Raw genomic sequence first — 26,666 nt, forward strand, 5'->3', positions numbered from 1 at the left:
ACTGGGAATGGCAAGGCCAGTTTTTGAGTGTACCTGCCTTTATCGGTTATTTGTTTAAGATCTGCCGTGGATTCCGGGTCAAGAAAAAATTATCTCCTTTTCAGATAGTCCACGTTTCCAGCTTCAGCCAGAAGGACGGGCGGCAGCTGTCTGTCAATGATCCGGCAGATTAATGAAAATATAATAAGTAAAGTGTCATCGAGAAGAACCGAAAGGTAGATGTCCATTGGACAGATCTATGCACTGATATGGAATGTTGAAAGATTCAACATTCTTGCGACCTTGTTCAGTTGTTATCAGCGTACCGCCGTTACCGCATACATATCCGTCCATCATGCATACCTGTCCACCAACAATGGTTGAAAACGCTCGCTGATGGTGAAAGTCCAGTATGGAAATGTCGGCATCGGCTCCTATACCAAGATGCCCCTTATTTTTCAGGTTCAGGCAGCGGGAAGGATTCCAGCTGGTTTTCTGTATATAGTCTTTCAGTGAGATTACTCCCCCTGCAACCAGCGCCAGTCCTTGAGATACAAGTACATTTCTGGGGATACTTCCTCCATCCGTGGCCAGGCAGTCCACGGAGAATGTACCATTTTTACGTCGAGAGACGGCCAGTGCAATACGGGACATGGGCGGATTGACGTCAAATCCTCCTCCGATGTTGGTTCCAGATTCAACCCACAGGCGATGGGCTTCCTGTCCAGTTATCCGTACCGTTTCCTCCCCGTATTGAACGAATACAAAGGCAATTCCGTCTAGAATGGCTTGTCCGATTCCTGCTGCACTATTTTCGTACCCGAGCATGTTCAATGTGACACCGGTATTTTTACTGGCCAGCTGCCCACTTTCGTTAATGAGAAAAGAAGTGCCGTTGGAAGCAGCAATATAGGATTCGCTGATGATGGAAGGGTGGCTTTCCAAAAGTTCCTGAGCTTCCATGACTTCTTCCAGCTCATGCCGGATTTGGCCTCGGCAATAGGAGTTTATGTGGGCAAGATGTACAAATTGATCGCCAACAAGTTCGCAGACTTCACGCATTCCTTCAATATTTGATCCATGGGCCGTTGTACCGGCATGCCATGCCGCATATCCCGACCTGTCACGGGCTGCCCGTATAATGTGTTCGGAACCTTCGGGCGTAAGAGGATAGTGGCCGCCCAGTATTTTTATACCTATGGCCCCATGGTCCATGGCATTACTCACAAAATTCTTTGCATCTTCATAGCTCGGATTATTTGAAGCAAGATTTAATCCAGGGGTTGCATCTTCCAGTGTGGCAATATTCAATCCGCGAGCCTGATGCATATTGGCAAGAAGATCAGAGTTAGGACCTGCCATATTGAGTGCTGTGCATACACCTGAACGTGCAAGCATGGCAAATCCACTCTTGTTTCCAAAATTACCGCAGAGATGAACATGCAGATCAATGATTCCAGGTATGGCAAGTTCTTCCCTGAAGTAGAGTACCTGTAGAGCTTTTGAAGGAGAAATTTCTTTTTCAATATCTGCAATTTTTTTATTTTCAATGGCTATATCATAGATTCCTGAAATGTTGTTGATGGGATCTTCTAACCGGACGTTCTTGAGCAGTAGATCAAACATGCTAGCCTCGCCTGGAGAAATTTGAAATTTTAGAGAATGCTAAAAAGATAACTGATTTTATGTCGAATGTCGATATCTTTAAACATATTGAAAAAATATTTTTTGCAGGGAAAAACGACCGCCGCGGGGAGCGCCGGATTAAAATTGTTCCTGAAATGGCGACAAAAAAAACAAAAGTGTTTCAACCAATTGTCGCACGAATTATAACTATTTGAAAAATAACAATTATTATTTTGGCATGTTTCTTGCTAATAATTATCGACAAGCAGGGAAGACTGTCATGAATATCAAAAGGGTTTAATGGCAGATTTTTATAATACACTGAAATATTTTATTATATTTTATTAAAAAATTTTTTCCCAAGCTCTTGACCTAAATTTATTTTTAATGGGAACTGTCGATAATCGACAAAATTTTTGTCGACATCTCGTTGTTTTTTTAACCTATGTCAGGAGAAGAAGAGATGAAACTGAGTGTCGGAAAGTGTTTGGTTGCACTACTTGCGGCTGCGTTCTTGAGTCCTGTCTATGCCAATGCTGCTACTACTCTGACCTACGCATCCAACGGGCCAGAGAAGTCTGTGCGCGGCTATGCGGAAAAGCTTTTCCTGGATGAAATAGAAATTCAATCCAAAGGCCAAATCAAGGTCTCGGCCTTCTGGTCCGATACGCTGGTAACAGGCCCTGAAACACTGAAAGCCATTTCTGACGGTGTTGTTGATATGGGCTTTATCAATGCCAACTTCTATCCCAAAGCACTTCCGTTCAGCAACGCAATTGCGCTTAATGTCTTCGGTCCTACCACCGGTGAAGCGACAGTTGCTCTTTATCAGGAGCTTTATCGCGATGTGCCCGGCCTGAGAGATGAATTTAAACGACATAAGCAGATTCCTGTCTATTTCTTTGCGACGGACTGCAACTCCTTTGCGTCCACCAAGCGTCTGGATGATCTTTCTCAGCTCCGTGGTATGAAGGCCCGTGCGTCCAGCCGCTGGAAGCTGGCAGATTTTGAAGCCATGGGTGCAACTCCTGTTTCCATTGCCTGGGCTGAATGCTATATGGCGCTTCAGACCGGTACTGTGGAAACAATTCTTACTTCTGTGGAATCCCAGCATCGTGGCAGACTGTATGAGGTCGCTCCCTACCTCTGGGTATGGGATAAAATGTGGCTGGCTACGCCTTATATCGTCACAATTAATGAAAAAAAGTTCAACAAGCTGAGCAAGGACCTTCAGGAAGCTGTTCTTCGCGCCGGTGAAGTTGCAAGTCAGAAGTTTGCGAAGAAATATAATACCGATCTGAAGGAAGAGATCGCAGCCATGGAAGCAGCTGGAACCAAGGTAAACTATGCTACGGAAAAAGATTACCAGGCATGGTTGGCTCTTCCTTCCTGCAAGAACAATATTAATGTTTGGATGAACGAAGCAAAGGAGGCCGGACTGTCTGATCCTGAAGGTAACTTCAATAGTATAAGTAAGATTGTCAATAAGTATATCGAGAATGAAGCAAAGAAGTAAATAAAAGAGACAGGGAGCTTTTATTCTGTAAGAATAGTACTGCAAGGTGTTATTGCTGATCAAACTAATTCTTACATCAAACTAGGCTCCCTGTCTTCTTTTATTCAAAAAGGGAGGACCCATGCACGAATTTTTGAAAAGGCTATCAATTTATTCGTCAAGTTTGTGCGGATGGCTGCTTGCGGTTTTAATGGTTATCATTTGTTTTGATATCATTATGCGCACCATAGGGCATCCTATTCTCGGTGTTGCTGAATTATCCATGATTATCATGCTTACTACAGTTTACTTTGGACTGGCCAATTGTGAGCAGGTTCATGGTCATATTGTTGTTGATTTTCTTCTTGAGAGAGTTCCTCCAAAGGTTGCAAAGTTTCTTAGCATAGTATGCGGAGTTTTATGCTTTGGTACGCTTGTCGTGTGTACCTACGCCATGATTTTAAATACAATGGATTCATATGCTGGGGATGAAGCTATGGCTGGTCTTGTTCCTATAGAAATATGGCCTATTAAGGCTCTTATTACTATTGGACTTTTACTCTATACTATACAGACATTAAATAATCTTTTGATTATAATGTCCATCATAAAGCCACAGCTTGATACCGAATAATTATTTCATGTCTCGAAGAGGAGGCAGATATGAGTTTTATGGCAGTAGGCATTATAGCTTCAATCGCGCTGCTGGTTCTGCTTTTTTGCGGCCTTCAGATGGGAATAGATTTTATTCTCGTAGGCCTGGTCGGATTCACGGTTATCATCGGATTCGATGCCGCATGCTCTCTACTTGGTGAAACCCTGTATAATGCCGTAGCATCTTCGACATTCTGTGTTCTTCCGCTCTTTATTTTGATGGGATCCTTTGCTTCCCGCGGTGGTTTTGCCAGACTTGCTTATGAAAGTGTTCATACCATTCTGGCCCGTGTGCCAGGAGCTCTGGCTATTGCCACAACGTTTGGCTGTGCCGTTTTCGGCTCCATATGCGGCTCGACCATTGCCACCGCTACCATTTTTGGACATCTCGCCTATCCGGAAATGAAGCGCTATGGCTATGACAAGAGATTTGCTCTGGGTGCCATCGCCTGCTCTGGTGGCTTTGCCGCTATGATTCCCCCCAGCGGAATGTTTATTTTGTTTGCCATCTTTACAAACCAGTCGGTAGGCAAGCTCTTCCTGGCCGGTATCCTTCCCGGATTCCTGTCTGCGTGTGTGTTTTCCGTCTATATGCTTCTGAGGTCCAAATTCGGTAAAGTTGCTCCTATTCATCCCGATGAATATAAAGTGACGATAAAAAATCGCATGCAGGCCTCATTGAAACTGTGGCCTATTCTCACGCTTTCTTTCATCGTTATGGGCGGTATTTATACCGGTATATTTACTTCCAACGAAGCCGCTGCCGTCGGCGCCATGGGTACTCTTATCTTTGGTCTTGTCAACGGCACTTTGCGCAAGAAGGGAGAGATTACCAAGTCGCTGCGTGAAACTGCACGTTCGACGGCAATGCTGTTTATCATTATCATTGCCTCCATGTATTTCAGCCGGTTCCTTGCAATAACCCGTATACCTACGGAGCTTGCCAATTTCCTCGTCACCTGGGATGTTTCCCCCAATGTCGTCTTCTTTGCCGTTATCGTTGTCTGGGGCATACTTGGTATGCTCATTGCTCAGGCTGCGGTATTTGCAATGACGCTGCCCATTATCTTCCCTGTGCTCGTTGAACTTGGATTTGACCCGATATGGATTTGTGTTATTGCTATGAAGCTGAATGAAATCGCCGGCGTTTCTCCTCCTGTTGGCATCAACTCCTTCGCTCTTGCCGGAGCCACCAATGAGCGCGTGACCGATGTGTTCGCCGGAACCTGGCCTTTCATCACCTGCGATCTCGTCGTTGTTGTCATTCTCTGCTTCTTCCCCCAGATTGCTACATTCCTGCCGTATTCCATGCTTGAATAGGAGCGCTGCATATGGAATTTACACCGACCGTTTCTCAGGAGCAGCTTGTAAAGATCCGTCGAGATCTGCATCGTCATGCGGAGTCAGGCCTTTCTGAGTTCTGGACCACGAGTTATCTGGCTGAACATCTCGCGGCTCTTGGATGTGAAGTTCATCTTGGTGAGGAAGTCATGGATCGCTCCGTCATGATGGGGGTGCCGGATCCGGAGACCCAGGAAGCGCGTCTCAAGGCGGCCCTTGCTCAGGGAGCCGATCCGAAGTGGCTAGACAAGATGAACGGTCTGACTGGTGTTATGGTGGATATTCGTCCCGATCTGCCCATGCATTCGGTATTGAGATTTGATATTGACTGCGTCGATGTCTGTGAAAGTCAGGATGCTGATCACAAGCCGACGGCGGAGGGTTTTGCTTCCATTAATGCCAATGAGTGCCATGCCTGCGCCCATGACGGACATGCAACCATTGGTCTTGGTGTGGCCATGGAACTGATGCGACGCAGGGACAAATTGAAACATAATGTCCGGCTGATATTTGAACCCGCCGAGGAAGGAAGCCGTGGCGCTCGTCCCATGGTCAGTGCCGGGCTTGTAAAGGGAGCCAAGTATTTTCTTGCAGCCCATATAGGAGTCAACTCCACGCAGGATCACGCTCTGGTATGCGGCACGCAGGGATTCTTGGCCACGACGAAGTTCGATGTGGAACTCTTCGGTCTTGCATCCCATTCAGGATCAGATCCTCATAAAGGGCACAACTCATTGTTAGCCGCGGCTACCATGCTACTTAATCTGCATGCCATACCAAGACATGGCCAAGGAGCAAGCCGTATTACTGTGGGTATGATGTCTGGTGGCTCAGGTCGGAATGTCATTCCTGATTATGCAAAGCTTGTCTGCGAAACACGTGGCGCAACAACTGAAATTAATCAGTATATGTTTGATAAGGCAAAGCTTATCATAGAACATGCTGCTGCCATGTATGAGCAGAAAGTAAAAGTTACCATTATGGGATCTGCTGGTAATGCTGTCAGCGACAAAAAAATGATTGATGTCGTGAAGCAGGCTGCCCAAGATGTTCCCTATTTCCATAAAGATCTCATAACGGAGATGGGGCAGGGCTTCGGCACTGACGATGCATGTACGTTCATTACTGCGATCCAAGAACAGGGCGGCTTTGGGACGTATGCCCAGATAGGCAGCAAGCTTCCTGCTGGTCACCATAATCAGCGTTTCGACTTCAATGAAGATTTGCTGCAACCATCTGTAGAACTGTTCTGCCGTTCGACATTCATCATGGATAACATGGATTAATTTTAGGTTCGGATTATTAACTTGTCATGAGGTTAAGGTACTATGAATCTCGCTAAGTTCCCCCGTCGTGGTTATGTCAAGGAAGCTACCCCCATCGAATATCTGCCCAACCTGTCCAAGGCCCTGGGCAACAAGGTCAACGTGTACATGAAGCGCGACGACCTGCTCCCCGGCTGCGCCGGCGGCAACAAGACCCGTAAGCTGGACTTCGCCATCGCCGACGCTCTGGCTCAGGGCGCCGACACCGTCATCACCTGCGGCGCCGTGCAGTCCAACCACTGCCGTCTGACCCTCGCCTGGGCCGTGCATGAAGGCCTCGACTGCCATCTCGTTCTGGAAGAACGCGTGAAGGGCAGCTACAACCCCGAAGCTTCCGGCAACAACTTCCTGTATCATCTCCTGGGCGTGAAGAGCATCACCGTGGTGCCTGGCGGCTCCCCCATGATGGAAGAAATGGAAAAGGTTGCTGAAAAGCTGCGCGCTCAGGGCAAGAAGCCCTACATCATCCCCGGCGGCGCTTCCAACCACATCGGCGCTCTGGGCTACGTTTCCTGCGCTCAGGAAATCATGCAGCAGATGTTTGAAATGGGCCTCAACTTCGACCACGTTGTGGTGCCCAGCGGCAGCGCCGGCACTCATGCCGGCATGATCGCCGGCTTCTACGGCAACAACATGGACGTGCCCATGATCGGCATCGACGTGAGCCGCCCCGGCGACGTGGAAGCAGCCATTGTTCACAAGCTGGCTCAGGAAACCCTGGACTACATCGGCGCCGGCGTGAAACTTCCTGAAGAAAAGGTCGTGTGCTTCGGCGATTACTATCAGCCCGGCTATTCCATCCCGAACGACGGCATGGTGGAAGCCGTGAAGATGGTCGCCCGCACTGAAGCCATTCTGCTTGACCCCGTGTACAGCGGCAAGGCCATGTCCGGCATGATCGACCTCATCCGCAAGGATTACTTCCCCAAGGGCGCCAACGTGCTCTTCCTGCATACCGGCGGTTCTCCGGCCCTGTACGCCTACCTGCCCACCTTCCGCTAGCAGGTAGCAGAGTCCCCTGCTGAAACAGCCTCTCTCGTCCCCCCCGGCGTCTTCACGATGCCGGGGTTTTTATTAAACATATAAATCATCAGTTATATAATGCATAAAGATAATTTAAATTTTATAATATACAATAAATAATGCTGTTATAAATGTGTATATAATTATATCTTGTTATTAATCGTTTTATTAAAATATTTGAATAAAAATATATTAAAATGTCATGTATATTGATATTAAAAATAAATTATTTGCTGTTTTTATGAAGTTCAAAATTAATATCTGTCAGTTCATTATTACTATTATCTAAATAGAAAAATTCTTAATTTATGAAATATACTGGAAATAGCGATGGAAAATGCTGGGCAATTGGGTATATTTGCATCAATTTATGAAATATACTGAAAAACATACCAACCTGTAAAAATTCATTTACATGGACTCTGTTTACTTTATTATTGTGTTTGTGCCATGGAAAAATGATTCTTTTATGAGAATGTCTGAATTTCGTACCATCTGATAGGATCTTTTCTATCAGCCAATTTTGTTGTTGTAAGACTCGTTTTATAGTGTACTGCATTTTAGGCGATGGCGGATATTCCTTTTTCAGCCCGGATTTTCTGACGATTTTTTAATTACCTGTTCTGTTTATTTATGTTGATGACTCTATGTTTTCATCAAAACAGGTTTTTCCCATATTACTCTTTTGACGATGCTTTTGACAATCAGCGAGAATAATAAGTTTATTTTACTGTTGAAAGGCTCTCTTGAAAATGCTGGCTATATGTTTCGGACCTGTGATGGTTGCTCGATGCTTTACCGGCGGTTTTGCCTCAAGAGCCTCTGTCATGCCGGTAGAGATGTCCTAGGGAATATCACCGGGTAATCTGGCGTAACGGCATATCTGTCTTACGATCTGTCCGACACGTCGTGCCATTTCTGCATGGCCCGTACTTTCTATCTGCTGCAGCATGGCAACAAGATCAGTTATGGTCAGTGACGCCATAGGCTTATCGCCGATGACGGAGAAGACGTGCTTTTCAAGCCGCTGCATTTTCAGGCGGCGTGTGCTTTCCGTCTGCACCTTGGTTCTTTTCTTATGCCATTCCAGAGCGACTACACGAAAGGTTCTGGCATCCTTTTCCATCTGCTCCATGGCAAACGTTTTTTCGGCCTTCTTCTGAACGTTGGGATCAATTCCCTGATCCAGCAGTCCGGTAATCCTGTCCCGTTCCATTCTGGCCTGCTTCAGTGAAATACCCGGATAATGGCCAATGGTGAATTGATCCTGCCTGTAATCGCTTTTCCATTTGACCCGCCAGACCTTTTTTCCGGAGGGGTAAACGACGAGCCAGAGCCTGTCGCCGTCTCCAAGCTGAATAATCTTGTCTGAAGGCTGTGTTTTTTTGATTTTTGTGTCTGTCAACTTGTTGATTCCACTCATGAAATGCTCCTTTGGGATGTATGGCGGAAAGGGCCCTGGGATGCATGGACTCCATACATCCCCTCATACATCCCCAGAGCGGATATGCACAAGAATCAACTGAGACCAAGTGAGACTAACAGAATTAAAAAAGTGAAGCCCTACAAGGCCTTAAGTACCTTATAGGGCTTTCTGAGACTTTGTCGTGGCGGAGAGAGAGGGATTTGAACCCTCGATACAGGTTTATGCCCGTATACTCGCTTAGCAGGCGAGCTCCTTCGGCCGACTCGGACATCTCTCCGCGCAGTGAAGCGCAGTGTCATACGCAACGGGGACATAGCTACACTAAGCGTCAGTGCTTGTCAAGCCCCGCAGAAAAGGATTTTGCGGCATCAGTGCATGTACAGGGTGCTCATGTCGATGATGCCGTGAACGCCGTCGGCATAGAAGGCCGTGCGCAGTCCGGTGATACTGACGAACGCCACGATGGCCTGCACGAGCAGGGTGATGCGTCCCATGTGCGAAAGGCCGATAACCACGCCGCTGAAGATGACGCCCATCCAGTACAGCTGTGTCTGCATCCAGATGATGGCGGATTTTCTCATGAAGGGATCGTCCCAGGCCATGCAGGGCGCGACGGCGGTGATGATGAGCATGATCCACAGGCAGACGCGCAGGGGCAGATAGAAGCGGCCGTAGCGCACGGCGGGATCGTCGGGTTCGCCCATCTGCTTGAGCTGGGCGAAAACGGCGCCGAGAATGACGGTGCACAGCGGGAACAGAAGCAGCGGAAACAGGCCGGACGTGGTGCCGACTTCGCCGGGAATGGCGGCCACGGCTTCGCTCATGACGCAGCAGGCGCCAGCGAGCCAGGCAAGGAGTCCGCAGAAGGAGCACTTCAAGGCCGAAAGCGCGAGGACGAGGAGCAGCGCGCAGCCGATCTGGGCGGCAAGCATGACGCCTTCAGCCGCTCCGCCGAAGGCGACGAGCGAAGCTGCAACGGCGACGGCGGCGCTCACGGCCGACGACTGCCAGGTTCTCGTGCTGGGAGAGCTCCCATGATGGTCTTTCCACCAGGCGAAAAATGCCAGCCCCGTGCCGAGCTGCGAGAACACGGTGAAGAAAACAAGCGGCCAGTTCGTAATCATGGGAAACTCCTGCATGGGTGATGTATGCGCGCTGGATATGTAAAAAATCCGCTCTTCGCTCTTCGATAAAAATAATTTTTGCATGCTGCGTCAAGTCATTCTCTGACGAAAGATGGTCATACGAAAAAAATTCTGTATGAGCGGACGAAAAAAGGACGACATCTGACGTAAAATGGGCGAATGTCGTTTGAAGGAAAAGAATATTTGAGGAAATATACAATAATGAGGGGAAGGAGAAGTCACGGAAGATGAAAGCAGGGTGATGCTGAAAAGAGTGCTGTGTCTTTTGATGAAGAACCAGGAAGAGCGGGCCTCGGAAGCATTGTCGAGGTCGTTTTTGTACTAAAAAGAACATGCTGATGCTCTGCGTTTCGATGTTGTTTCAGAGAAATTTTTGGAAAATACGACGGATCGGGCACTCGGTGGCATGCAATCGTGACGTGACTGGGAACCTTTCGCGGAATGTCGCGGAGAAAAGGAGCTTGTTCGGAAGCACTTGCAGTGACGGAACAATGACGGAAATCGAAAACACGAATGTCGCCCGCAGATGGTGCGGAGGACGATGCAGGGGGCGTTTGTGCTCCGCAGGCGGAGCGGAAACGTTGTGGGGAGGAGGCTCTGTCGGGATGGCGCCGTGTCGGGAAAGTTTGCGAGTACGATTCAGCGCAAGGCGGCCCGGTCGGAAAAGATGCGGCCCGGCGCAGCTGCGGAGAAACGTGAATCCCGGCAGTCATTGAACCAGTAGGACAACGGGCAGGCGCGGTCGTGGGGAAAGTCTCCTGCCGTTGCTGCCCCATATCCGTGAAGTATTCAGACGCTGACGCGAAAAAAGCGGCCTGTTCCGGCGGCGTGTTCGCGGGCAAGTCGGCGGCGAAGGTCGGGCGGAGGGGCAGGGGAGAGCGTCCGGCTTCCTGTTCCGGGGAGCAGGAAGCCGGGCGCTTCTGATGAAGCAAGATCAGGCTGCGGGGTTCTCTTTGGCCCGGAAGGACTGAACAAAGCCGATGATCTGTCCGGAAAGGATGACCGTCAGCAGAGAGTAGCCCATGCGTTCCAGGGGAATATAGGAAAGGGAGAGCAGCAGCACGATCAGGTCGCTCAGAAGATAGGGCCAGCGGATATTCCAGCCCGTGATGTGTGAAATGCTCATGGCCAGGGCGTCGTCGCCGCCGGGAGCGCCTCCTGCCCGAACGCACAGCCCCACGCCCACGCCCACAAAGAGGGCTCCGAGCACGGAGGCCGTGAGCGGCATGTCGGCAAGCTGGGGCCACAGGGGCGGAAAGAGCTCAAAGAGGGCGTAGAAGAGGGAAAATCCTCCGCCAGCCACGAGGGAATAGAGTACAAAGCCGCCGCCCATGAGCTTCCAGCCCAGCAGGTAGCAGGCGGCGTTCATGACGAGGCCGGACCAGGCGGGAGAAATGTGGAACCAGTAATGCAGCAGCAGCGTTGCGCCCAGAATGCCGCCTTCCGTGACGCCGGAAAGCGCGTGGACGTTGTAAAGGCCGAAGGACAGAATGGCGCTGCCTGCGAGATTGAGCAGGCACAGCCTGGGAGAAAGGGAAAGAGACACGGTATGCTCCTGTGTTTCGGATGAGCGGAAGCCGCTTCGGAGGGAAGCGGAGCTGTGCGGCGAAAGAGCCGCAACCGGGAAGATCCGGGAGTCCGAAAGCGCACGCGCATGTCGCGTCGGCGGAAGGCAGAGAGCGGAAACGGGGCGGGAAGTGACGGCGCGCGCCGAAAGAGCGCGCCGTGCCGCAGCGACGGGCCCCGCAAGGGCGGGCTTCGGAACCAGACCGAAGGGCTGATTCCTAGAGATGGCTGCGCCAGTGCCGTTCGGCAATGGTGGCGAAGAAGATGCGGGCAAGTATCCGTCGAGTATGCATGGAAAGAGGATAGCCTACTCTCAGGGGGAAGGCAAGGCGGGGCGGAAAATATCGGACAAGGCGCGGAGCGGATGCAGACGCGAAGGGATGCGGCGCGCTTTGCCGTCAGACGGAGTCGCAGGCGGGGATCAGGTCTGGCCGGCCGCCCCGGTAGGCCGGGTTCAGCACAGGCGGCAGGCCCGGAAGGGAGGAGCTCCGGCGCGGGAACCTGATCTGCGGCGATGTGGGCGTGTTCGGGTAAAGTCTCACGGCGGCGTTCTTGCGCATGGCGCGGCTTGCTGATATCACCGAAAGAGCACGCTCCCGGTTCGGGAGATTTTTTGTTTTTTTTCTATCATATCGCTTGTTGCTCATGGATAAAGAATCGCTGCTCCGTAGAATGGAAGAGAGCGCCGGTCTTACGGTGTGCCGTGCCGGGTCGGCCTCGCTGGCCCGTCTGGCGGTGGAAGCGGTGCGGGCCGGACGCCATGCGGTCATCGCCGTGCGCAGCCGGGACGCGCTTGCCGTCATGCGTGGTCTGACCACGCTGTTTACTTCCGAACTTTCCGTGGGACGCGCCGGCGCGTCCGAGTCCTCGGCCCGAGGTCAGGCGGAACGTCCGCTCTGGGAGAGACCGTGGGTGTTCCTGCCGCCGTTCAGTCAGCGTTCGCTCAGTCGCGAGGGCTGGGCGGAAAGGCTGTCGGTGCTGTACGCCCTGCGGTCGGGAACGGCGAAGGGCGTGGTGTTCACGGCAGACAACCTGATTCCCGCGCTGCCGCCGCTGGATTTTCTGGACAGTCGCGTCATGACCGTGCGGCGCGGGGAGGATATTGCTCCCGAGCTTCTCATGGAACAGCTCGTGGAATGGGGCTATCAGCGCGTGCCCATGGTGGCGCACGCGGGCGACATGGCGCGGCGCGGCGATATTCTGGACGTGCTGCCTCCGGGCTATGAAAAGCCTCTGCGTCTGGAATTTTTCGGCGACACGGTGGACGAAATGCGCGTGTTCGACTTTGTCACGCAGCGATCCGTGGGGCAGCTTGAGGAAGTGACGCTTCTGCCCGTGACGGCTCTCGGCAGCGGCGAGGCGTGGAAAAAAGGGGTGCGCGCGTTCTGGAAGGAGCGGGCGCGGGCGGAGGTGCTGAGCGAGCGCTCGCGCAATTCGCTTGAACACGCGCTGGAGCAGGACGACATGCGTCTTCTGCCGGGCAGCGTGCACGCCTCGGCCACGTTTCTCGACGACTGGTTTGCGCCGGACGCCATGTGCTTTCTGCCCGGACGATGCGAGCTGCGCGACGATCTGGAAGAAGCGGAGCGCCGGTGGCGGGAAGACCTGCGCGTGCAGTCGGAGGAAACGAGCCTGATACAGCCGGCGCACATGGACGTGCGCGACGCCGACCTTGCGGAAAAGGCGCTGGAGAGTCGTCCGAGACTGTATGCGGAGCCGCTCACCATGGGTTCCGAAACGTCGGGCGAAGATCTTCTGGAGCGCAGTCTGCACAGTTTTGCCGAGCTCTTTCCGGGGCGCACGGAGCAGGACAGGCCGTGGCAGCAGCTTTCGGCCGGACTCAGAACATGGACGTCTTCGCACAGACAGGTGGTGCTGGCCTTTGCGTCCGAGCGCGGACGCCGCAAGTTTCTCAAGCTGGCGGAGCAGGACGGCCTGCTGCCGAATCTCCGCTACGATCCGGAGGGGCGCGGACTTTACGCCGTGGTGGCTCCGTACCGGCAGGGCGCGGAGCTGGTGTGGGACGACTGTCTCGTGCTCGGCGAGGAGATTCTGCAGCCCAAGGCGGAAAGTTCGCATCGCGTGGCGTCGGGGGCGTTCCGCGGACTGGACAGGTACGACGATCTGCGCGTGGGCGATCTTCTGGTGCATCGGGATTACGGCGTGGGGCGCTTCGGCGGTCTGCACCGCATGAGTCCCGGCGGAACCGGCGTGGACAACGATTATCTGCTGCTGGAATACGCCGACGGCGCGAAGCTGTATCTGCCGGTGGATCGACTTTCCGTGGTGCAGAAGTTCAAGGCGGACGGTCCGCCGCCCGCGCTGGACAAGCTGGGCGGCACGGCCTGGACGAGCAGCAGGGAAAAGGCGCGCAAGGCCGTGGAAAAGGTGGCCGCGGACCTCATGCAGATGTACGCGTGGCGCAAGGTGGCCAAGGGCTTTTCCTATTCGCCGGTGGGCGAGATGTATCATGAGTTCGAGGCGACGTTCGGCTTCGAGGAGACGCCCGATCAGGCCCGCGCCATTCAGGAAGTGTTCGCGGACATGGACAAGCCCGTGCCCATGGACAGGCTGGTGTGCGGCGACGTAGGCTTCGGCAAGACGGAAGTGGCGCTTCGCGCGGCCTTCCGCGCGGCCTGCGACGGGCGGCAGGTGGCGCTTCTGTGCCCCACCACGGTGCTTGCGGAACAGCATTATCAGACGTTCCGTTCGCGCATGGCGGGCTTTCCCATCAACGTGGGGCTGCTCAGCCGCTTCGTGCCCCGGGCAAAGCAGACGGAAACGCTGAAGGCCGCGGCGCGTGGTCAGATAGACATTCTCATAGGCACGCACCGGCTGCTTTCCAAGGACGTGCAGCTGCCCAATCTCGGCCTGCTCATTCTCGACGAGGAACAGCGCTTCGGCGTGCGGCACAAGGAAAAGCTGAAGGAGCTCAGGAAGAACGTGGACGCGCTCACGCTGACGGCCACGCCCATTCCGCGCACGCTTCAGCTCTCCATGTCGGGCATACGCGAGCTTTCCGTGCTGGAAACCGCGCCCGCCGAACGCAAGCCCGTGGCCACGGCCATCATCGACCGGGATCGCGGCGCGCTCAGGCAGGTCATGGAGCGGGAGCTCGCCCGTCAGGGGCAGGTGTTCTTCGTCCACAACCGAGTGCAGACGCTGCCGCAGACGGCGGCCATGGTTAAGGAACTCGTGCCGAACGCCCGCGTGGGCATGGCGCACGGTCAGATGGCGGAAAAGGAACTGGAAGACACCATGCACAAGTTCTGGCACGGCGAGCTCGACGTGCTGGTGTGCACGGCCATTGTGGAATCGGGACTGGACTTTCCCCGGGCGAACACGCTCATCGTGGATCAGGCGCAGATGTTCGGTCTCGGCCAGCTCTATCAGCTTCGCGGCAGGGTGGGGCGCTCCGACAGACAGGCCTATGCGGTGTTCGTGGTGTCGGATGTGGAACATCTGCCCAGTCTGGCCCGCGAGCGTCTGCGCATCATTCTGGAAATGGACTATCTCGGCGCGGGCTTTCAGGTGGCCATGGAGGATCTGCGTCTGCGCGGAGCGGGCAACATTCTCGGCGAGGCGCAGTCCGGGCACATGGCCCGCGTGGGACTCGATCTGTACCTGGAAATGCTGGAAGACGCCGTGGCGAAGCTCAAGGGCGATGAGGAGCTGTTGCGCACGGAAACGGAAATCAATCTCGGCATACCGGCGCACATTCCCGATTCGTACATCGAGGATGCGCACGAGCGGCTCAAGTACTACAAGATGCTCTCTTCCGCCACGGACGCGGCGGCCAGGGAATCCGTGGAAATGGAGATCCGCGACAGGTTCGGCCCGTTCCCCGAGGCTCTGGAAACCTTCCTTGCAGTGCTGGCGTTCAAGGGCCGGGTGAACGAGCTCGGCGTGGCCCGAGCCGATCTTCTGCCCGACCGCGTTCGCGTCACCTGGGCCGACGGACAGAAGAGAGTGCAGCCGGAAGCCATCGTGCGTCTTGTCATGGCGCACAGGGATCGCATTCACCTTCAGCCGCCGGCGACGCTGGAACTCTCGCTCGGTCGGGAGGGCGGCATGGCCCGCAGGCTGGACGAGGCCGGAGAGCTGCTCGGAACGCTGCTCACGAGCGGCGAAGGGCAGGCGTGAGGGCCGGGGCGGCCGGTTCGCATTCCGGGCGGGACCGCGTTTTCCTCGGCGGAGGGCGGAGGGCGCGCTTTTGAGAAAATAACGCGGCGCCCTGCGTCGCCGCCGCTGCACGGACCGGCAATATTGCCAGCAAAGACGCCTGATTGCGCGTTGTGTCCGGAGGGGGTTCCGCGGATAAAATTGCTGCCGCAGAACGTTGCCAGTGCTGAAAAAACAGGCTATAAACAACCGACATAACGAACATCAGGAGTGTGCTGTCTTGCGTACCCTTTTCATATCTCTGGCCTGTGCGGCTTCTCTTCTTTCCGCACAGCCGGTGTTTGCGGTTCCCGTTTCCCGCATTGCCGCTGTGGTCAACGGCGACATGATTACCGTTCGCGAGCTCGACAAGGCTCTTCAGTCCGAACTGATCGCCCAGAAGCTCGATCCTGCCAAGAATCCCCAGATGGCGGCCGAAGTCCGCAAGGCCGTTCTCGACAAGATGATCAACGACAAGATTCTGCTTCAGGAGGCGGAAAAGGAAAAGATCGACGTCTCCGACGCCGACGTGGACTCCGCCCTCGACAGAATCATCAAGGACAGTCAGCTTTCCCGCGACGTCTTTTTCAAACAGCTGGAAAAGGAAGGCGTGACCGAAAAGGTGTTCCGCGACAGACTGTACGTGCAGCTCGTGTCGCAGCGACTCATGAGCCGCAACGTGGTGAGCAAGGTGGTCGTGACGGAAGATGAAATCAACGACTACTACCGCAAGAACATGGCCGGATTCGCGTCCGGCCGCGCGCGGGTGGCCATGCTCATCTATCCCGTGGACGTCGATGCGGACAAGTGGGCCGCGGACATCGCGTCGGGCAAGGTTTCCTTCCGCGACGCGGTGCGCGCCGTGTCCATAGGCCCGAATCCGCAGGACGGCGGCGACCTCGGCTTCATGAATCTTTCCGACATGGCTCCCGGCATGATGGAGCAGATTTCCATGATGAAGAAGGGCGACGTTTCCCCCGTGCTCTCCATGAACGCCAACAAGGCGCAAATTGCTCTGCTTGACTTTGAAGAGGCGGAAAACGTGGATAACAGCAGCGCTGTGCCCGATCCGCAGACCGCCATGCGCATTGAACAGATTCTGCGCCGTCCTCGTCTTCAGGAGCGTTTTCAGCAGTACACTGCGCAGCTCCGCGACAAGGCGCTCGTCGACATCCGTAAATGAGGCGCACCATGACTCTGGCAGAACTGGGAGCAAGGCTCCGCGAGGCCCGCGAGGGCCGCAATATGACTGTGGCCGACGTAGCTGATCGTCTCAAGATTCCCACCCGCATTCTTCAGGGCATAGAAGACGGTTCGGACAACGTGCCCCGCACTGTGTACGTGCATCATTTCATCAAGGAATACGCGCTATTGCTGGGTTTTGCCCAGAACGAGGTGACGGAATGGCTTCACGGCCTGGAAGGCTTTGAAAACATTTCCCGTCCCGTGATCGCCGAAAATACCACCTACACTTCGGTGAAGCCCAGCCTGCTGCCGGTCATTGTCGGCGGCGTGCTTAAAATCGTGCTGGTGCTCGTTCTCGCCAGCGGGGCCTACATGGCCTATCTGCACTTCTTTGCCGCACGCGACTACGAAAAGACGACGACAACCGGCGAACAGGCCGTTCCGGCCGCGCCCATGCCCACATGGGGCACTTCCGCGCCTGCGCCCGTGCCTGCATCTCCGGCTCCCGTCGCCCAGCCTGCGGCCCCCGTGCAGCAGTCGGGCGAAGCGGCGACCGAGGCTCAGCCTGAGCCCGCCCTCGCTGCGGAGAGCTCCGCGCCGGTGCAGGCGACGCAGCCTGCGCCGTCCACGCAGATTCTTCAGTCCGACGCTCCCGCCGTGACGCAGGGAAGCGCGGTTTCCGCCGCGCCCGCCGATCCTGCGGCCGACGCCCAGCCTGTGGCGCTGCCCGAGGGCATGCATCAGGTGGAAGTGGTGGCCGACTCCGGCGACTGCTGGATGGGCTTTGAACCGGACGGCAAGAAGCAGCAGCGCACGCTCCGCAAGGGCGATACGTTTTCCATGACCTTCCGGGATTCTCTGGTCATCCGTCTGGGCAACGCCCGGGCGGTGCGCGTGAGCTACGACGGCAAGGAGCTGGACCGTTCCACCTCGCCGCGCGTGGTGACCATGAGCTTCCCTCCGACGGCGGAGTAGCGGAAGGCCGGAAAAGTATGACGGGAAAGGCGGCCGTGCGGTCTTTGCGTGCGGCCCGTGTTTGACTGTGTTGATGGAAAGGGAGCGGCGAAACGGGCGGTCTGCCCGGCGACGAGCTCCTTTTTCCGTTGCTGAGGCCGGAGACGCGTAAACGCCGTGCCTTGCGCCTGCGGCTTTTCGGCGGCGCGCCGGGAGAAAAATATTGCGGCGCGACTTGCGAAGATGGAGTTTTTCCGCGTCGGGCGGGGAACGACGTGCCGGGCAGGGCGTACCGGAAGGGGGCGACGTCGGAATGGTTCGGCCTGAGCCTGCCGCGAAGCCGATGGGCTGCCGCAGCGGCGCGGGAGCGTCGTTTCTGAGAAAACGGGCCTGCCGCAGGCGGGCGCGCGACGCTGCAGAGTGCGGCCTCCTGTCGGAAATAGGGGCGTCCGACACGGTTCTTTGTTCGGTTCGGGAATGTTGCCATGCTGCAGTGGACTGATGACGCGCTGGTGCTTCGCGTCGGAAAGTTTCGGGAAGTCGATCTCTGGGTTCGTCTTCTGGCCCGGGAAAAGGGGCTGGTGACGGCCTTTGCCTTCGGCGGCAGCAGGAGCAGACGACGTTTTACCGGCTGTCTCGACGCGTTCAATCTCATCAGGGTCAGCGCGGGCTACTCCCGGGACGGGCGTTTTCTCAACATGAGCGAAGCCACGCTTCTGGCCGGGCCCGAACGGCTGCGCCGCGACTGGCGCAGGCAGGGCATGGCCGCCAACTGCGTGCGCTTCATGGAGGCCATGGGCGTTCCGCCGGACAACGCCGGGGCAAGCTTTTCGCTCATGCGCGGCATGCTGGAGCTTCTTGAAAAGGAGGACGACGTGCCTGCCGTCATGCCGGTGCTGTTTCGTTTCCGGCTGGCGTCGGAGCAGGGCTACGCGCCGCAGCTGCACGTCTGCGCGCGCTGCGGACGCCCGCTTGAGGCCGAACCCGACGTGCATTTTCTGGTGGGGGAGGGCGAAGTGTGCTGCGCATCCTGCCGGCGTCCGGGCGACATGAGCCTTGTTCTGGGGCAGGAAGCTCTTGACGTACTGGGTAAAGTGAAGGAATACTCACCGGAGTCATGGGGCAGGCTGCGCCCTTCGCCGGAAGGCGCAAGGCAGGCCGCGCGCCTTATCGACGCTTTTGTGCGATATCATCTCGGGCTTGAATGGGGTAACGGCCGGTTCAGGTCCATTTAGCGGCGCGGCACGGGCAAACGGGGATTTTTCCGCGCGCCTTCGCGCATGGGAAGCAAGGCCAATGGCTCCATTGGCGAACTTCAGGAGAACTACATGAATTTTCAGAATGTTATTCTGACCTTGCAGGATTACTGGGCCAGACAGGGCTGCGCCGTGGTGCAGCCGGTGGATCTGGAATGCGGTGCGGGCACGTTCAACCCCTCCACGTTCCTGCGCGTTATCGGACCCGAGCCCTGGAAGGCCGCCTATGTGGAGCCTTCGCGTCGTCCCACCGACGGCCGTTACGGCGACAACCCCAACCGTCTGCAGCATTATTTTCAGTTCCAGGTCATCATGAAGCCCGCGCCGGCCGATCCGCAGCAGCTGTATCTCGACAGCCTGAAGGCTCTCGGCATCGATCCGGCCGTACACGACATCCGCTTCGTGGAAGACGACTGGGAATCTCCCACGCTCGGCGCCTGGGGCCTCGGCTGGGAAGTGTGGCTCAACGGCATGGAAGTGTCGCAGTTCACCTATTTTCAGCAGGTGGGCGGCATCGATCTTTCTCCGGCCAGCGTGGAGCTCACCTACGGCCTTGAGCGCCTGACCATGTATCTGCAGGGCGTGGAGTCGGTGTACGACATCAAGTGGAACGACTCCATCACCTACGGCGACGTGTATCATCAGAATGAATACGAGCAGTCCTGCTACAACTTCGATCAGAGCGACGCGGACATGCTGCTTCGGCATTTCAACGACTACGAAAAGGAATGCCTGCGCCTCATCGACGTGAAGCTGCCTTTGCCCGCCTACGACTACTGCCTGAAGTGTTCTCATACGTTCAACCTGCTGGACGCCCGCGGAGCCATTTCCATCACGGAACGCGCCGGGTACATCGCCCGCGTGCGCACGCTGGCTTCCGGCGTGGCCCATCTCTATGCCGCCCAGCGCGAAGCCATGGGATATCCCATGCTGAAGAAGGGGTAATCCATGAGTCATTTTGTTCTTGAAATAGGCGTGGAAGAACTGCCCGCCCGTTTTCTTGCCTCCCTTGAACGCGAACTGCACGACCGCTTCGCCGCCCTGTTCGACGAACACGGTCTTACGTTCGACTCCCTTACCGTGAACACCACGCCCCGTCGCGCCGTGGTGCATGCCCGCGGTCTGCTTTCCTCCACGCCCGTGCGAGAGGAAGTGGCCCTCGGTCCGTCCGTGAAGGCCGCCTACGACGCCGAAGGCAATCCCACCAAGGCCGCGCTCGGCTTTGCCCGCGGTCAGGGCGTGGACGTGTCCGCGCTGTTCCGTCAGGAAACGCCCAAGGGCGAATATGTGGCCGTGAGAAAGACCGTGGGCGGCGTGTCCGCCTCTTCCATCATTGCTGAGGCCGCGCCTTCCATCATTGCTTCTCTTCCCTTTGCCAAGCGCATGCACTGGAGTCCCAGTCATTTTCTGTTTGCCCGTCCTCTGCGCTGGGTGGTGGCGCTCATGGACTGCGACGTTATCCCGTTCACCGTGGCGGACGTGCAGTCCGGCCGCATGACCACCGGTCATCGCGTCCACGGCCGCGGACCCTTTGAAGTGGCCTGCGCCGACGATTTCGACAGAGTGATGGCCGAAAAGTGCGGCGTGGTGCTTTCCGGTGCCGCCCGCCGCAAGATCGTTGTGGACGGCGGCAACGAGCTGGCCCGCAAGGTCGGCGGTCACATCCTGTGGAAGGAAAGTCTGCTCGACGAGGTGCAGGGCCTGAGCGAACATCCCGAGCCCATTCTCGGCGACTTTGATCCTTCCTTCCTCGAACTGCCTTCCGTGGTGCTGCTCACCAGCATGGAAACGCATCAGAAGAGCTTCGGCGTGGCCGGAGAGGACGGCAGACTTCTGCCGCACTTCCTCACCGTGGCCAACCTGACCTCCCGCGAGCCCGAGGTGGTGAAGAAGGGCTGGGAGCGCGTGCTGCGCGCCCGTCTTGAAGACGCCCGCTTCTACTGGAACACCGACATGAAGGCCTCCTTCGACGTGTGGAAGGAAAAGCTTGATCACGTCATCTTCCTCGGACCTCTCGGTTCCATGGGCGACAAGTGCCGTCGTCTTTCCGAACTGTGCCGCTGGCTGGCGGAACAGCCCGGCGTGAAGCGCGCGGCCGAGGTGAATCCCGAATCCGCCGCCGTGGCCGGCCGCTGCGCCAAGGCCGATCTCGTTTCCCAGATGGTGGGCGAGTTCGACACCCTGCAGGGCATCATGGGCGGCATTTACGGGCACAAGATGGGCCTTGATCCCGTTGCCGCCGACGCCATTGCCGAGCAGTATCTGCCCGCCGGTCCCGACACTCCCGTGCCTTCCACCGATCTCGGCGCGCTGTTGTCCATGGCCGACAAGGCCGACACCCTCGTGGGCTGCTTCGGCCTCGGCAACATTCCCACCGGCGCGGCCGATCCCTTTGCGCTTCGCCGCTGCGCGCTGGGCATTGCCCGCATTCTCATTGAAAAGGGCTACCGTCTCCCCGTGGAAGAGCTCTTTGCCAAGGCGCAGTCGCTCTACAGCGACGGCATCCGCTGGAAGCTGGAAAAGCCGGAAGCTCTGGCCAAGCTCAACGACTTCTTTGCGGGCCGCGTGAAGAACTACTTCCTCACGCAGGGCAACGACACCCTGCTCGTGGAAGCGGTGATGAACGCCGGCTGCAGCGACGTGTGGGCCGCATCCCGCCGTCTGGCCGCTCTGGTGACCGAAAGCGGCAAGCCCGGCTTTGCCGACAACGCCCAGACCTTCAAGCGCGTGGCCAACATTCTGCGCAAGCAGGGCGCGGGAGTCACGGGCGAGTACAGCCGCGAACTTCTTGCGGAAGAGCCGGAAACGGCGCTCGCCGACGCCCTCGACGCCATGACCGCCCGCTTCGACGAGCTGTGGGCGCAGGACCGTTTCGACGAGCTTCTTGCCCTCATGGACGGCGTGCGTCCCACGGTGGACGCCTTCTTCAACGGCGTCATGGTCATGGCGGAAGACGAAAAGGTACGCGCCAACCGACTGAATCTGTTGCAGGTTCTTCTTTCCCGCATGGGCAGGCTCGCCGATTTCTCGGCCCTGCAGATGTAGGAGCCGCGCCTCCCCTTGACAGAAAGCTCCAAGGCGCATAAGAATAATCGTTCTGGCAATAACGGGCGGCGTCTGTCCGCCGCCCGACAACGTATCGCATCACACCCCGACAGGGGTCATCATTCTGGAGGATTCCCGTGGCCAATCATGCTTCCGCCATCAAGCGCCAAAAGCAGAGTGTCAAGCGCAACGCCCGTAACCGCGCCGCCCGTACCCGCATCAAGAACGTGGTGAAGGCCGTGCGCGCCGCTATTCAGAAGAACGACAAGGTCGCCGCTGAAGAAGCTCTGAAGACCGCTACTTCCACTGTTTCCAAGATCGCCGGCAAGGGCATCATTCATTGGAAGAACGCTTCCCGCAAGGTTTCCCGCCTTGCCAAGGCCGTCAACGCTCTCGACGCCTAAGTTTCGTTTTTTCAGAAAACGCCGAAAGGGAGAAGGTTTGTGCTTTCTCCCTTTCGGCGTTTTGTTTTTGCGGGCAGGCTGTCTGCGTTTTGACTGTCTGCGGGCGCGGACGCCGTGCCGTCTTCCGGGAACGTCGTTTTTCCCTTCGCCGTCATTCTCATCTCAGGCAGGTTCGGCGCATTGCCGCTGCCGATGGTAGTCATCTGGTCGCCATCCTTTTTTTCTTCGCTCAGGCTGCGGAATTTTTGCATCGTCCGCGTTGCCTGAATCCTCATGCCGTCGACGCGTTTTTGCGTCTTTCCCAGGCCTCGCCCGACGTTTTCCTTGAATGTGACTGCGGTCATGGCTGAAACGGGAAAAATCATCTATGCTTGGCAATCTGCGGAGGAGAACGCCGACCGCGCAGGCGGGGCCCTTCTCATTCCGGTATGTCCTATTCATCTTTCAGGAGCGAACTATGGCGGAGACTGGAGATGCTTCCCGCGACATGCGGGAACGGCTGAGCGCGTGTTTTCCCGAACTTCTTGCCGGGGACACGGAGAGACTTGCCTCCGCCACGCGGCTTTCTTCCTACGCGAAAGGGGAGTGGATATGCGTTGAAGGTGACGCCGTTCCCGTGACGTTCTGGCTGATTTCCGGCCACGTCGGCCTTCTCAAGGGCTCCGCGGCGGGCAAGAACACCGTGCTGCACGTGGTGCGTCCGGGGCATTTTCTGGACCTCTACGGCGTGTTCGGCGGCGGCATCTCCTTTATTTCCGCCCATGCGCTCACGCCCTGCGTGGTGCTCGCCATGGAAAACCGGGTGCTTGGCGCGCTGCTTTCGGAAAACATCGGCCTTGCGCAGCGCGTCATGCGGGCGCTTGCCATGCGTCAGCGCATGTTCATCAACAAAATAGCCGTGTCGCAGGGCAAGATTTCGGTGCGACGCCGCGTGGCGGGCTGGCTTCTGCACAAGGCCCGCGTGGACAAAAGCTCCGTGCTTGAGGACGTCATGACCCGCGAGGTGCTGGCCGGTCTGCTCGGCCTGTCGCGCGAAAGTCTCAGCCGCCAGCTGAGCCGCTTCGTGCAGGAAGGGATCATCCGTCTCGAGCGCAGAACCATAGTCATTGTGGACGAAGAGGCGCTGCGCCGCTGTCTCATGGAAAACTGATATGCGCGTCTGCATTGTGTACTCTTCCCGCACGGGCAACACCCGCGCCGTGGGGGAATATCTTTCCGGGCGTCTTGCCCTGCCGCTGTATTCCGTGGAAAACGCTCCGCACTCCGGCTACGACGCGCTGGTGCTCGGCTTCTGGGCCTGGCGCGGCGGTCCCGACGAGGCCATGCGCGCCTTCATGGAAACCCTGCACGGACAGAGCGTGTTTTTCTTCGGCACCATGGCCGCCTTTCCCGATTCGCCCCATGCCGGACGCTGCGCCCGGCTCGCGGAAGCGCTGCTGGAGAGCCGGGGCTGCCGTGTGCTCGGTCATTTTTTCTGTCAGGGACGTCTTGATCCGCAGGTGCTTGAGAGAAGCACGCATCCGCGCACGCCCGAACGCCTGGCCCGCCTGAACGAGGCGGCAAGGCATCCGAACGCGCAGGACTTCCGGCTTGCGGAAGAGTGCGTGCGGCGCGCGCTTTTGCGTCTCAGGCAGGCGGCCTGACGGAAGATATTTCGAAGTTCGGCGCTCGAAACGGAGCCGCGCGGGCACGATGCGTCGGAGCTCTGCGCCGAAACCGTAGAGTCGAGGAGGCTCGCTGCGCCAAACTGCCGGGCCTGCCGCCACAGGGGAGTGAGGCCGAAGCCATGCGGGCGCGCTTTTTGCGTGCGCGCATGCGGATCTTCGGTTTTGCAGGCGGCAGGCTTCCGGCTCGGAACGCGTCCCTTCAGTCCTGCGGCGCAAATCTGCCCCTTGAAAAAATCCCCTGTTCGGGCACAATGTGCCTCTCCGGAGGCGCGATGAAGTCCGTTTCCGTCTTTCTTTTTTTTCGTGCAGCGAGTCAGGGGACATGTCCGAACAGCTTTTTCAGCTTCATTCTTCCTTTGCGCCCACCGGGGATCAGCCCGCCGCCATCGACGAACTTGTCGCCAACCTGAACGCCGGCATCCGCGATCAGGTGCTTCTCGGCGTTACCGGTTCCGGCAAGACGTTCACCATGGCCAACGTCATTGCCCGCACCAACCGTCCGGCGCTCATTCTTGCCCACAACAAGACGCTCGCCGCTCAGCTCTACGGCGAGTTCCGCGCGCTTTTTCCCAAAAACGCGGTGGAATATTTCGTTTCCTATTACGACTACTATCAGCCCGAAGCCTACGTGCCGTCTTCCGACACCTACATCGAGAAGGATTCGGCCATCAACGACAACATCGACAAGCTCAGGCACGCCGCCACCCACGCGCTTCTCACGCGGCGCGACGTCATCATCGTGGCCTCGGTGTCGTGCATCTACGGCCTCGGTTCGCCGGAATATTACGCCAGACTCATCATTCCCGTGGAGGAAGGGCAAAACGTCTCCATGGAAAGCATCATCAGCCGTCTGGTGGACATCCAGTACACGCGCAACGACTACGACTTTCACCGCGGCACCTTCCGCGTGCGCGGCGACGTTCTGGAGATCATTCCGGCCTACGAAGACGAAAAGGCCCTGCACATCGAATTCTTCGGCGACGAAATCGACGCCGTGCGCGAAATTGATCCGCTCACCGGCGAGGTGCTGGGACGCATTTCCAAAACGGTCATCTATCCGGCGAGCCATTACGTTTCCGACCGGGACAACCTCGTGCGCGCCATGAGCGACATCCGCGACGAGCTCCGGGAACGTCTCGTGCAGTTCAAGGAAGGCGGAAAGCTCCTGGAAGCCCAGCGTCTTGAGCAGCGCACCCAGCTCGATCTGGAAATGATGGAGGAACTCGGCTACTGCAACGGCATTGAAAACTATTCCCGCCACCTCGACGGGCGCGCGCCGGGCGAGCCGCCGTCCACGCTGCTGGACTACTTTCCCAAGGATTTTCTGCTGTTCGTGGACGAATCGCACATGAGCATTCCGCAGGTGGGGGCCATGTTCAAGGGCGACCGCTCGCGCAAGAACACGCTGGTGGACTACGGCTTCCGCCTGCCTTCGGCGCTGGACAACCGGCCTTTGCAGTTCGCCGAGTTCGAGCAGCGCATAGGTCAGAGCATTTTCGTTTCCGCCACGCCCGGGCGCTGGGAACTGGACCGCAGCGCGGGTCTCGTGGTGGAACAGGTCATCCGTCCCACGGGACTTTTGGATCCGCCGGTGGAAATCCGCCCCGTCAAGGGGCAGATGGACGATCTGCTCGGCGAGTGCAAGGCGCGCGCGGCAAGAGGCGAGCGCGTGCTCGTCACCACGCTCACCAAGCGCATGGCCGAAGACCTCACCGAATATTTCAACGACATGGGCGTGTCTTCGCGCTATCTGCATTCGGACATCGACACGCTGGAGCGCATCGCCATCATCAAGGCGCTGCGCGCCGGAGAATTCGACGTGCTCATCGGCATCAACCTGCTGCGCGAGGGCCTCGACATTCCCGAAGTGTCCCTGGTGGCCATTCTGGACGCGGACAAGGAAGGTTTTCTGCGTTCCACGGGCGCGCTCATTCAGACCTTCGGCCGCGCCGCGCGCAACGCCGACGGCCGCGTCATTCTCTACGCCGACAAGGTGACGCCGTCCATGCAGGCCGCCATCAGCGAGACGGAGCGCCGCCGCGGCAGGCAGATCGCCTACAACGAAGAGCACGGCATTGTTCCGCGCACCGTCATCAAGGCGCTGGAAAATCCGCTGGACAATCTGTACGGCAAGGATGAGGATGGCGCGACGAAAAAGAGTCGGAGCGGCAAGAGTGCCGACAAGAAGGGCAAGGGCGGCAAGACCGGCAAGGGACGCAAAGCTCAGGCGGTCGCGGAAGAGACGCCGCATTCTCCGGCAGACATCGCGAAGCTCATCGAGGAACTGGAAAAGGACATGCGCGCGGCGGCCAGAGAGCTGGAGTTCGAGCGCGCGGCCGAGCTGCGCGACCGGGCCCGCGCCCTGCGCGAGAGACTCTACGTCAGCGGAGAAGAGGAAGAAGGGCAGAACTGAA

At 56.9% G+C, this 26,666-nt stretch carries 21 protein-coding genes and 1 tRNA gene; 16 read left to right on the forward strand and 6 right to left on the reverse strand.

Annotated elements, in window-relative coordinates; all coding sequences use genetic code 11:
• Positions 1 to 195: 195 nt before the first annotated feature.
• Positions 196 to 1,605, reverse strand: a complete 1,410-nt coding sequence (locus tag ABGT79_RS10840; protein ID WP_346666185.1) for an amidohydrolase family protein — start codon at positions 1,603 to 1,605, stop codon at positions 196 to 198.
• Between the two features lie 59 nt (positions 1,606 to 1,664).
• Here ABGT79_RS10840 and ABGT79_RS10845 point away from each other — a divergent pair, with 59 nt between their 5' ends.
• From ABGT79_RS10845 to ABGT79_RS10870, 6 genes are all read left to right on the forward strand, one after another.
• Entirely contained in the window at positions 1,665 to 1,820 is a 156-nt protein-coding gene (locus ABGT79_RS10845) for a hypothetical protein (protein ID WP_346666186.1), read from the forward strand.
• A gap of 248 nt (positions 1,821 to 2,068) precedes the next feature.
• A complete protein-coding gene (dctP, locus tag ABGT79_RS10850; protein WP_346666187.1) occupies positions 2,069 to 3,121 on the forward strand; it encodes a TRAP transporter substrate-binding protein DctP in 1,053 nt (350 codons plus the stop codon).
• A 121-nt stretch (positions 3,122 to 3,242) separates the two neighbouring features.
• Positions 3,243 to 3,734 (forward strand): TRAP transporter small permease, encoded by a 492-nt coding sequence (locus ABGT79_RS10855; protein ID WP_346666188.1) that lies wholly within the window; start codon positions 3,243 to 3,245, stop codon positions 3,732 to 3,734.
• A gap of 29 nt (positions 3,735 to 3,763) precedes the next feature.
• A complete protein-coding gene (locus tag ABGT79_RS10860) occupies positions 3,764 to 5,074 on the forward strand; it encodes a TRAP transporter large permease (RefSeq protein WP_346666189.1) in 1,311 nt (436 codons plus the stop codon).
• 11 nt (positions 5,075 to 5,085) lie between these two features.
• A complete protein-coding gene (locus ABGT79_RS10865) occupies positions 5,086 to 6,381 on the forward strand; it encodes an amidohydrolase (protein ID WP_346666190.1) in 1,296 nt (431 codons plus the stop codon).
• Between the two features lie 42 nt (positions 6,382 to 6,423).
• Positions 6,424 to 7,422, forward strand: coding sequence for a D-cysteine desulfhydrase (locus ABGT79_RS10870; RefSeq protein WP_346665692.1), 999 nt, complete (start codon positions 6,424 to 6,426; stop codon positions 7,420 to 7,422).
• An 865-nt stretch (positions 7,423 to 8,287) separates the two neighbouring features.
• On the opposite strand, the gene ABGT79_RS10875 is transcribed toward ABGT79_RS10870, so the two are convergent.
• From ABGT79_RS10875 to ABGT79_RS10890, 4 genes are all read right to left on the reverse strand, one after another.
• The gene (locus tag ABGT79_RS10875) at positions 8,288 to 8,866 is read right to left on the reverse strand and encodes an integrase arm-type DNA-binding domain-containing protein (RefSeq protein WP_346666191.1); all 579 of its coding nucleotides are present in this window, start codon (positions 8,864 to 8,866) and stop codon (positions 8,288 to 8,290) included.
• A gap of 185 nt (positions 8,867 to 9,051) precedes the next feature.
• Positions 9,052 to 9,146: transfer RNA gene (locus tag ABGT79_RS10880), tRNA-Ser, on the reverse strand.
• Positions 9,147 to 9,237: 91 nt separating this feature from the next.
• Positions 9,238 to 9,993, reverse strand: coding sequence for a hypothetical protein (locus tag ABGT79_RS10885; protein ID WP_346666192.1), 756 nt, complete (start codon positions 9,991 to 9,993; stop codon positions 9,238 to 9,240).
• Between the two features lie 955 nt (positions 9,994 to 10,948).
• Positions 10,949 to 11,560, reverse strand: a complete 612-nt coding sequence (locus ABGT79_RS10890; RefSeq protein ID WP_346666193.1) for a YitT family protein — start codon at positions 11,558 to 11,560, stop codon at positions 10,949 to 10,951.
• Between the two features lie 665 nt (positions 11,561 to 12,225).
• On the opposite strand from ABGT79_RS10890, the gene mfd reads away from it, so the two are divergent.
• From mfd to rpsT, 7 genes are all read left to right on the forward strand, one after another.
• A complete protein-coding gene (mfd, locus tag ABGT79_RS10895; protein ID WP_346666194.1) occupies positions 12,226 to 15,723 on the forward strand; it encodes a transcription-repair coupling factor in 3,498 nt (1,165 codons plus the stop codon).
• 259 nt (positions 15,724 to 15,982) lie between these two features.
• Positions 15,983 to 16,924, forward strand: a complete 942-nt coding sequence (locus tag ABGT79_RS10900; RefSeq protein ID WP_346666195.1) for a SurA N-terminal domain-containing protein — start codon at positions 15,983 to 15,985, stop codon at positions 16,922 to 16,924.
• An 8-nt stretch (positions 16,925 to 16,932) separates the two neighbouring features.
• Entirely contained in the window at positions 16,933 to 17,901 is a 969-nt protein-coding gene (locus ABGT79_RS10905) for a RodZ domain-containing protein (RefSeq protein ID WP_346666196.1), read from the forward strand.
• 467 nt (positions 17,902 to 18,368) lie between these two features.
• A complete protein-coding gene (gene recO, locus ABGT79_RS10910; RefSeq protein ID WP_346666670.1) occupies positions 18,369 to 19,115 on the forward strand; it encodes a DNA repair protein RecO in 747 nt (248 codons plus the stop codon).
• Between the two features lie 93 nt (positions 19,116 to 19,208).
• Positions 19,209 to 20,081, forward strand: coding sequence for a glycine--tRNA ligase subunit alpha (gene glyQ, locus ABGT79_RS10915; RefSeq protein ID WP_294484667.1), 873 nt, complete (start codon positions 19,209 to 19,211; stop codon positions 20,079 to 20,081).
• 3 nt (positions 20,082 to 20,084) lie between these two features.
• The gene (gene glyS, locus ABGT79_RS10920) at positions 20,085 to 22,181 is read left to right on the forward strand and encodes a glycine--tRNA ligase subunit beta (RefSeq protein WP_294484664.1); all 2,097 of its coding nucleotides are present in this window, start codon (positions 20,085 to 20,087) and stop codon (positions 22,179 to 22,181) included.
• A 137-nt stretch (positions 22,182 to 22,318) separates the two neighbouring features.
• On the forward strand, positions 22,319 to 22,585 hold the full coding sequence (gene rpsT, locus ABGT79_RS10925; RefSeq protein WP_294484661.1) for a 30S ribosomal protein S20: 267 nt from the start codon (positions 22,319 to 22,321) through the stop codon (positions 22,583 to 22,585).
• Between the two features lie 11 nt (positions 22,586 to 22,596).
• Here the strand turns inward: rpsT and ABGT79_RS10930 are convergent, their stop codons facing one another.
• Positions 22,597 to 22,950, reverse strand: a complete 354-nt coding sequence (locus tag ABGT79_RS10930; protein ID WP_346666197.1) for a hypothetical protein — start codon at positions 22,948 to 22,950, stop codon at positions 22,597 to 22,599.
• A gap of 92 nt (positions 22,951 to 23,042) precedes the next feature.
• Here ABGT79_RS10930 and ABGT79_RS10935 point away from each other — a divergent pair, with 92 nt between their 5' ends.
• The 3 genes from ABGT79_RS10935 to uvrB all read left to right on the forward strand — a co-directional run bounded on the left by ABGT79_RS10935 (position 23,043) and on the right by uvrB (position 26,665).
• Positions 23,043 to 23,735: a Crp/Fnr family transcriptional regulator gene (locus ABGT79_RS10935; RefSeq protein ID WP_346666198.1), complete on the forward strand. Its 693-nt coding sequence runs from the start codon at positions 23,043 to 23,045 to the stop codon at positions 23,733 to 23,735.
• A gap of 1 nt (position 23,736) precedes the next feature.
• Complete coding sequence (locus ABGT79_RS10940) at positions 23,737 to 24,228, forward strand: flavodoxin family protein (RefSeq protein WP_346666199.1); 492 nt, start codon at positions 23,737 to 23,739, stop codon at positions 24,226 to 24,228.
• A 346-nt stretch (positions 24,229 to 24,574) separates the two neighbouring features.
• Positions 24,575 to 26,665, forward strand: a complete 2,091-nt coding sequence (gene uvrB, locus ABGT79_RS10945; protein ID WP_346666200.1) for an excinuclease ABC subunit UvrB — start codon at positions 24,575 to 24,577, stop codon at positions 26,663 to 26,665.
• Position 26,666 lies beyond the last annotated feature (1 nt).

This window comes from uncultured Mailhella sp. (assembly GCF_963931295.1).
Lineage (GTDB): Bacteria > Desulfobacterota > Desulfovibrionia > Desulfovibrionales > Desulfovibrionaceae > Mailhella.

What these genes read in the sequence shown, in the direction of transcription:
- ABGT79_RS10940 (WP_346666199.1), top strand. Translation starts at nt 23,737, where the DNA reads ATGCGCGTCTGCATTGTGTACTCTTCCCGCACGGGCAACACCCGCGCC.
- glyQ (WP_294484667.1), top strand. Translation starts at nt 19,209, where the DNA reads ATGAATTTTCAGAATGTTATTCTGACCTTGCAGGATTACTGGGCCAGA.
- ABGT79_RS10855 (WP_346666188.1), top strand. Translation starts at nt 3,243, where the DNA reads ATGCACGAATTTTTGAAAAGGCTATCAATTTATTCGTCAAGTTTGTGC.
- uvrB (WP_346666200.1), top strand. Translation starts at nt 24,575, where the DNA reads ATGTCCGAACAGCTTTTTCAGCTTCATTCTTCCTTTGCGCCCACCGGG.
- ABGT79_RS10885 (WP_346666192.1), bottom strand. Translation starts at nt 9,993, where the DNA reads ATGATTACGAACTGGCCGCTTGTTTTCTTCACCGTGTTCTCGCAGCTC.
- ABGT79_RS10905 (WP_346666196.1), top strand. Translation starts at nt 16,933, where the DNA reads ATGACTCTGGCAGAACTGGGAGCAAGGCTCCGCGAGGCCCGCGAGGGC.
- ABGT79_RS10870 (WP_346665692.1), top strand. Translation starts at nt 6,424, where the DNA reads ATGAATCTCGCTAAGTTCCCCCGTCGTGGTTATGTCAAGGAAGCTACC.
- ABGT79_RS10935 (WP_346666198.1), top strand. Translation starts at nt 23,043, where the DNA reads ATGGCGGAGACTGGAGATGCTTCCCGCGACATGCGGGAACGGCTGAGC.
- ABGT79_RS10845 (WP_346666186.1), top strand. Translation starts at nt 1,665, where the DNA reads ATGTCGAATGTCGATATCTTTAAACATATTGAAAAAATATTTTTTGCA.
- ABGT79_RS10840 (WP_346666185.1), bottom strand. Translation starts at nt 1,605, where the DNA reads ATGTTTGATCTACTGCTCAAGAACGTCCGGTTAGAAGATCCCATCAAC.
- mfd (WP_346666194.1), top strand. Translation starts at nt 12,226, where the DNA reads ATGGATAAAGAATCGCTGCTCCGTAGAATGGAAGAGAGCGCCGGTCTT.
- ABGT79_RS10875 (WP_346666191.1), bottom strand. Translation starts at nt 8,866, where the DNA reads ATGAGTGGAATCAACAAGTTGACAGACACAAAAATCAAAAAAACACAG.
- dctP (WP_346666187.1), top strand. Translation starts at nt 2,069, where the DNA reads ATGAAACTGAGTGTCGGAAAGTGTTTGGTTGCACTACTTGCGGCTGCG.
- ABGT79_RS10930 (WP_346666197.1), bottom strand. Translation starts at nt 22,950, where the DNA reads ATGATTTTTCCCGTTTCAGCCATGACCGCAGTCACATTCAAGGAAAAC.
- ABGT79_RS10865 (WP_346666190.1), top strand. Translation starts at nt 5,086, where the DNA reads ATGGAATTTACACCGACCGTTTCTCAGGAGCAGCTTGTAAAGATCCGT.
- glyS (WP_294484664.1), top strand. Translation starts at nt 20,085, where the DNA reads ATGAGTCATTTTGTTCTTGAAATAGGCGTGGAAGAACTGCCCGCCCGT.
- ABGT79_RS10860 (WP_346666189.1), top strand. Translation starts at nt 3,764, where the DNA reads ATGAGTTTTATGGCAGTAGGCATTATAGCTTCAATCGCGCTGCTGGTT.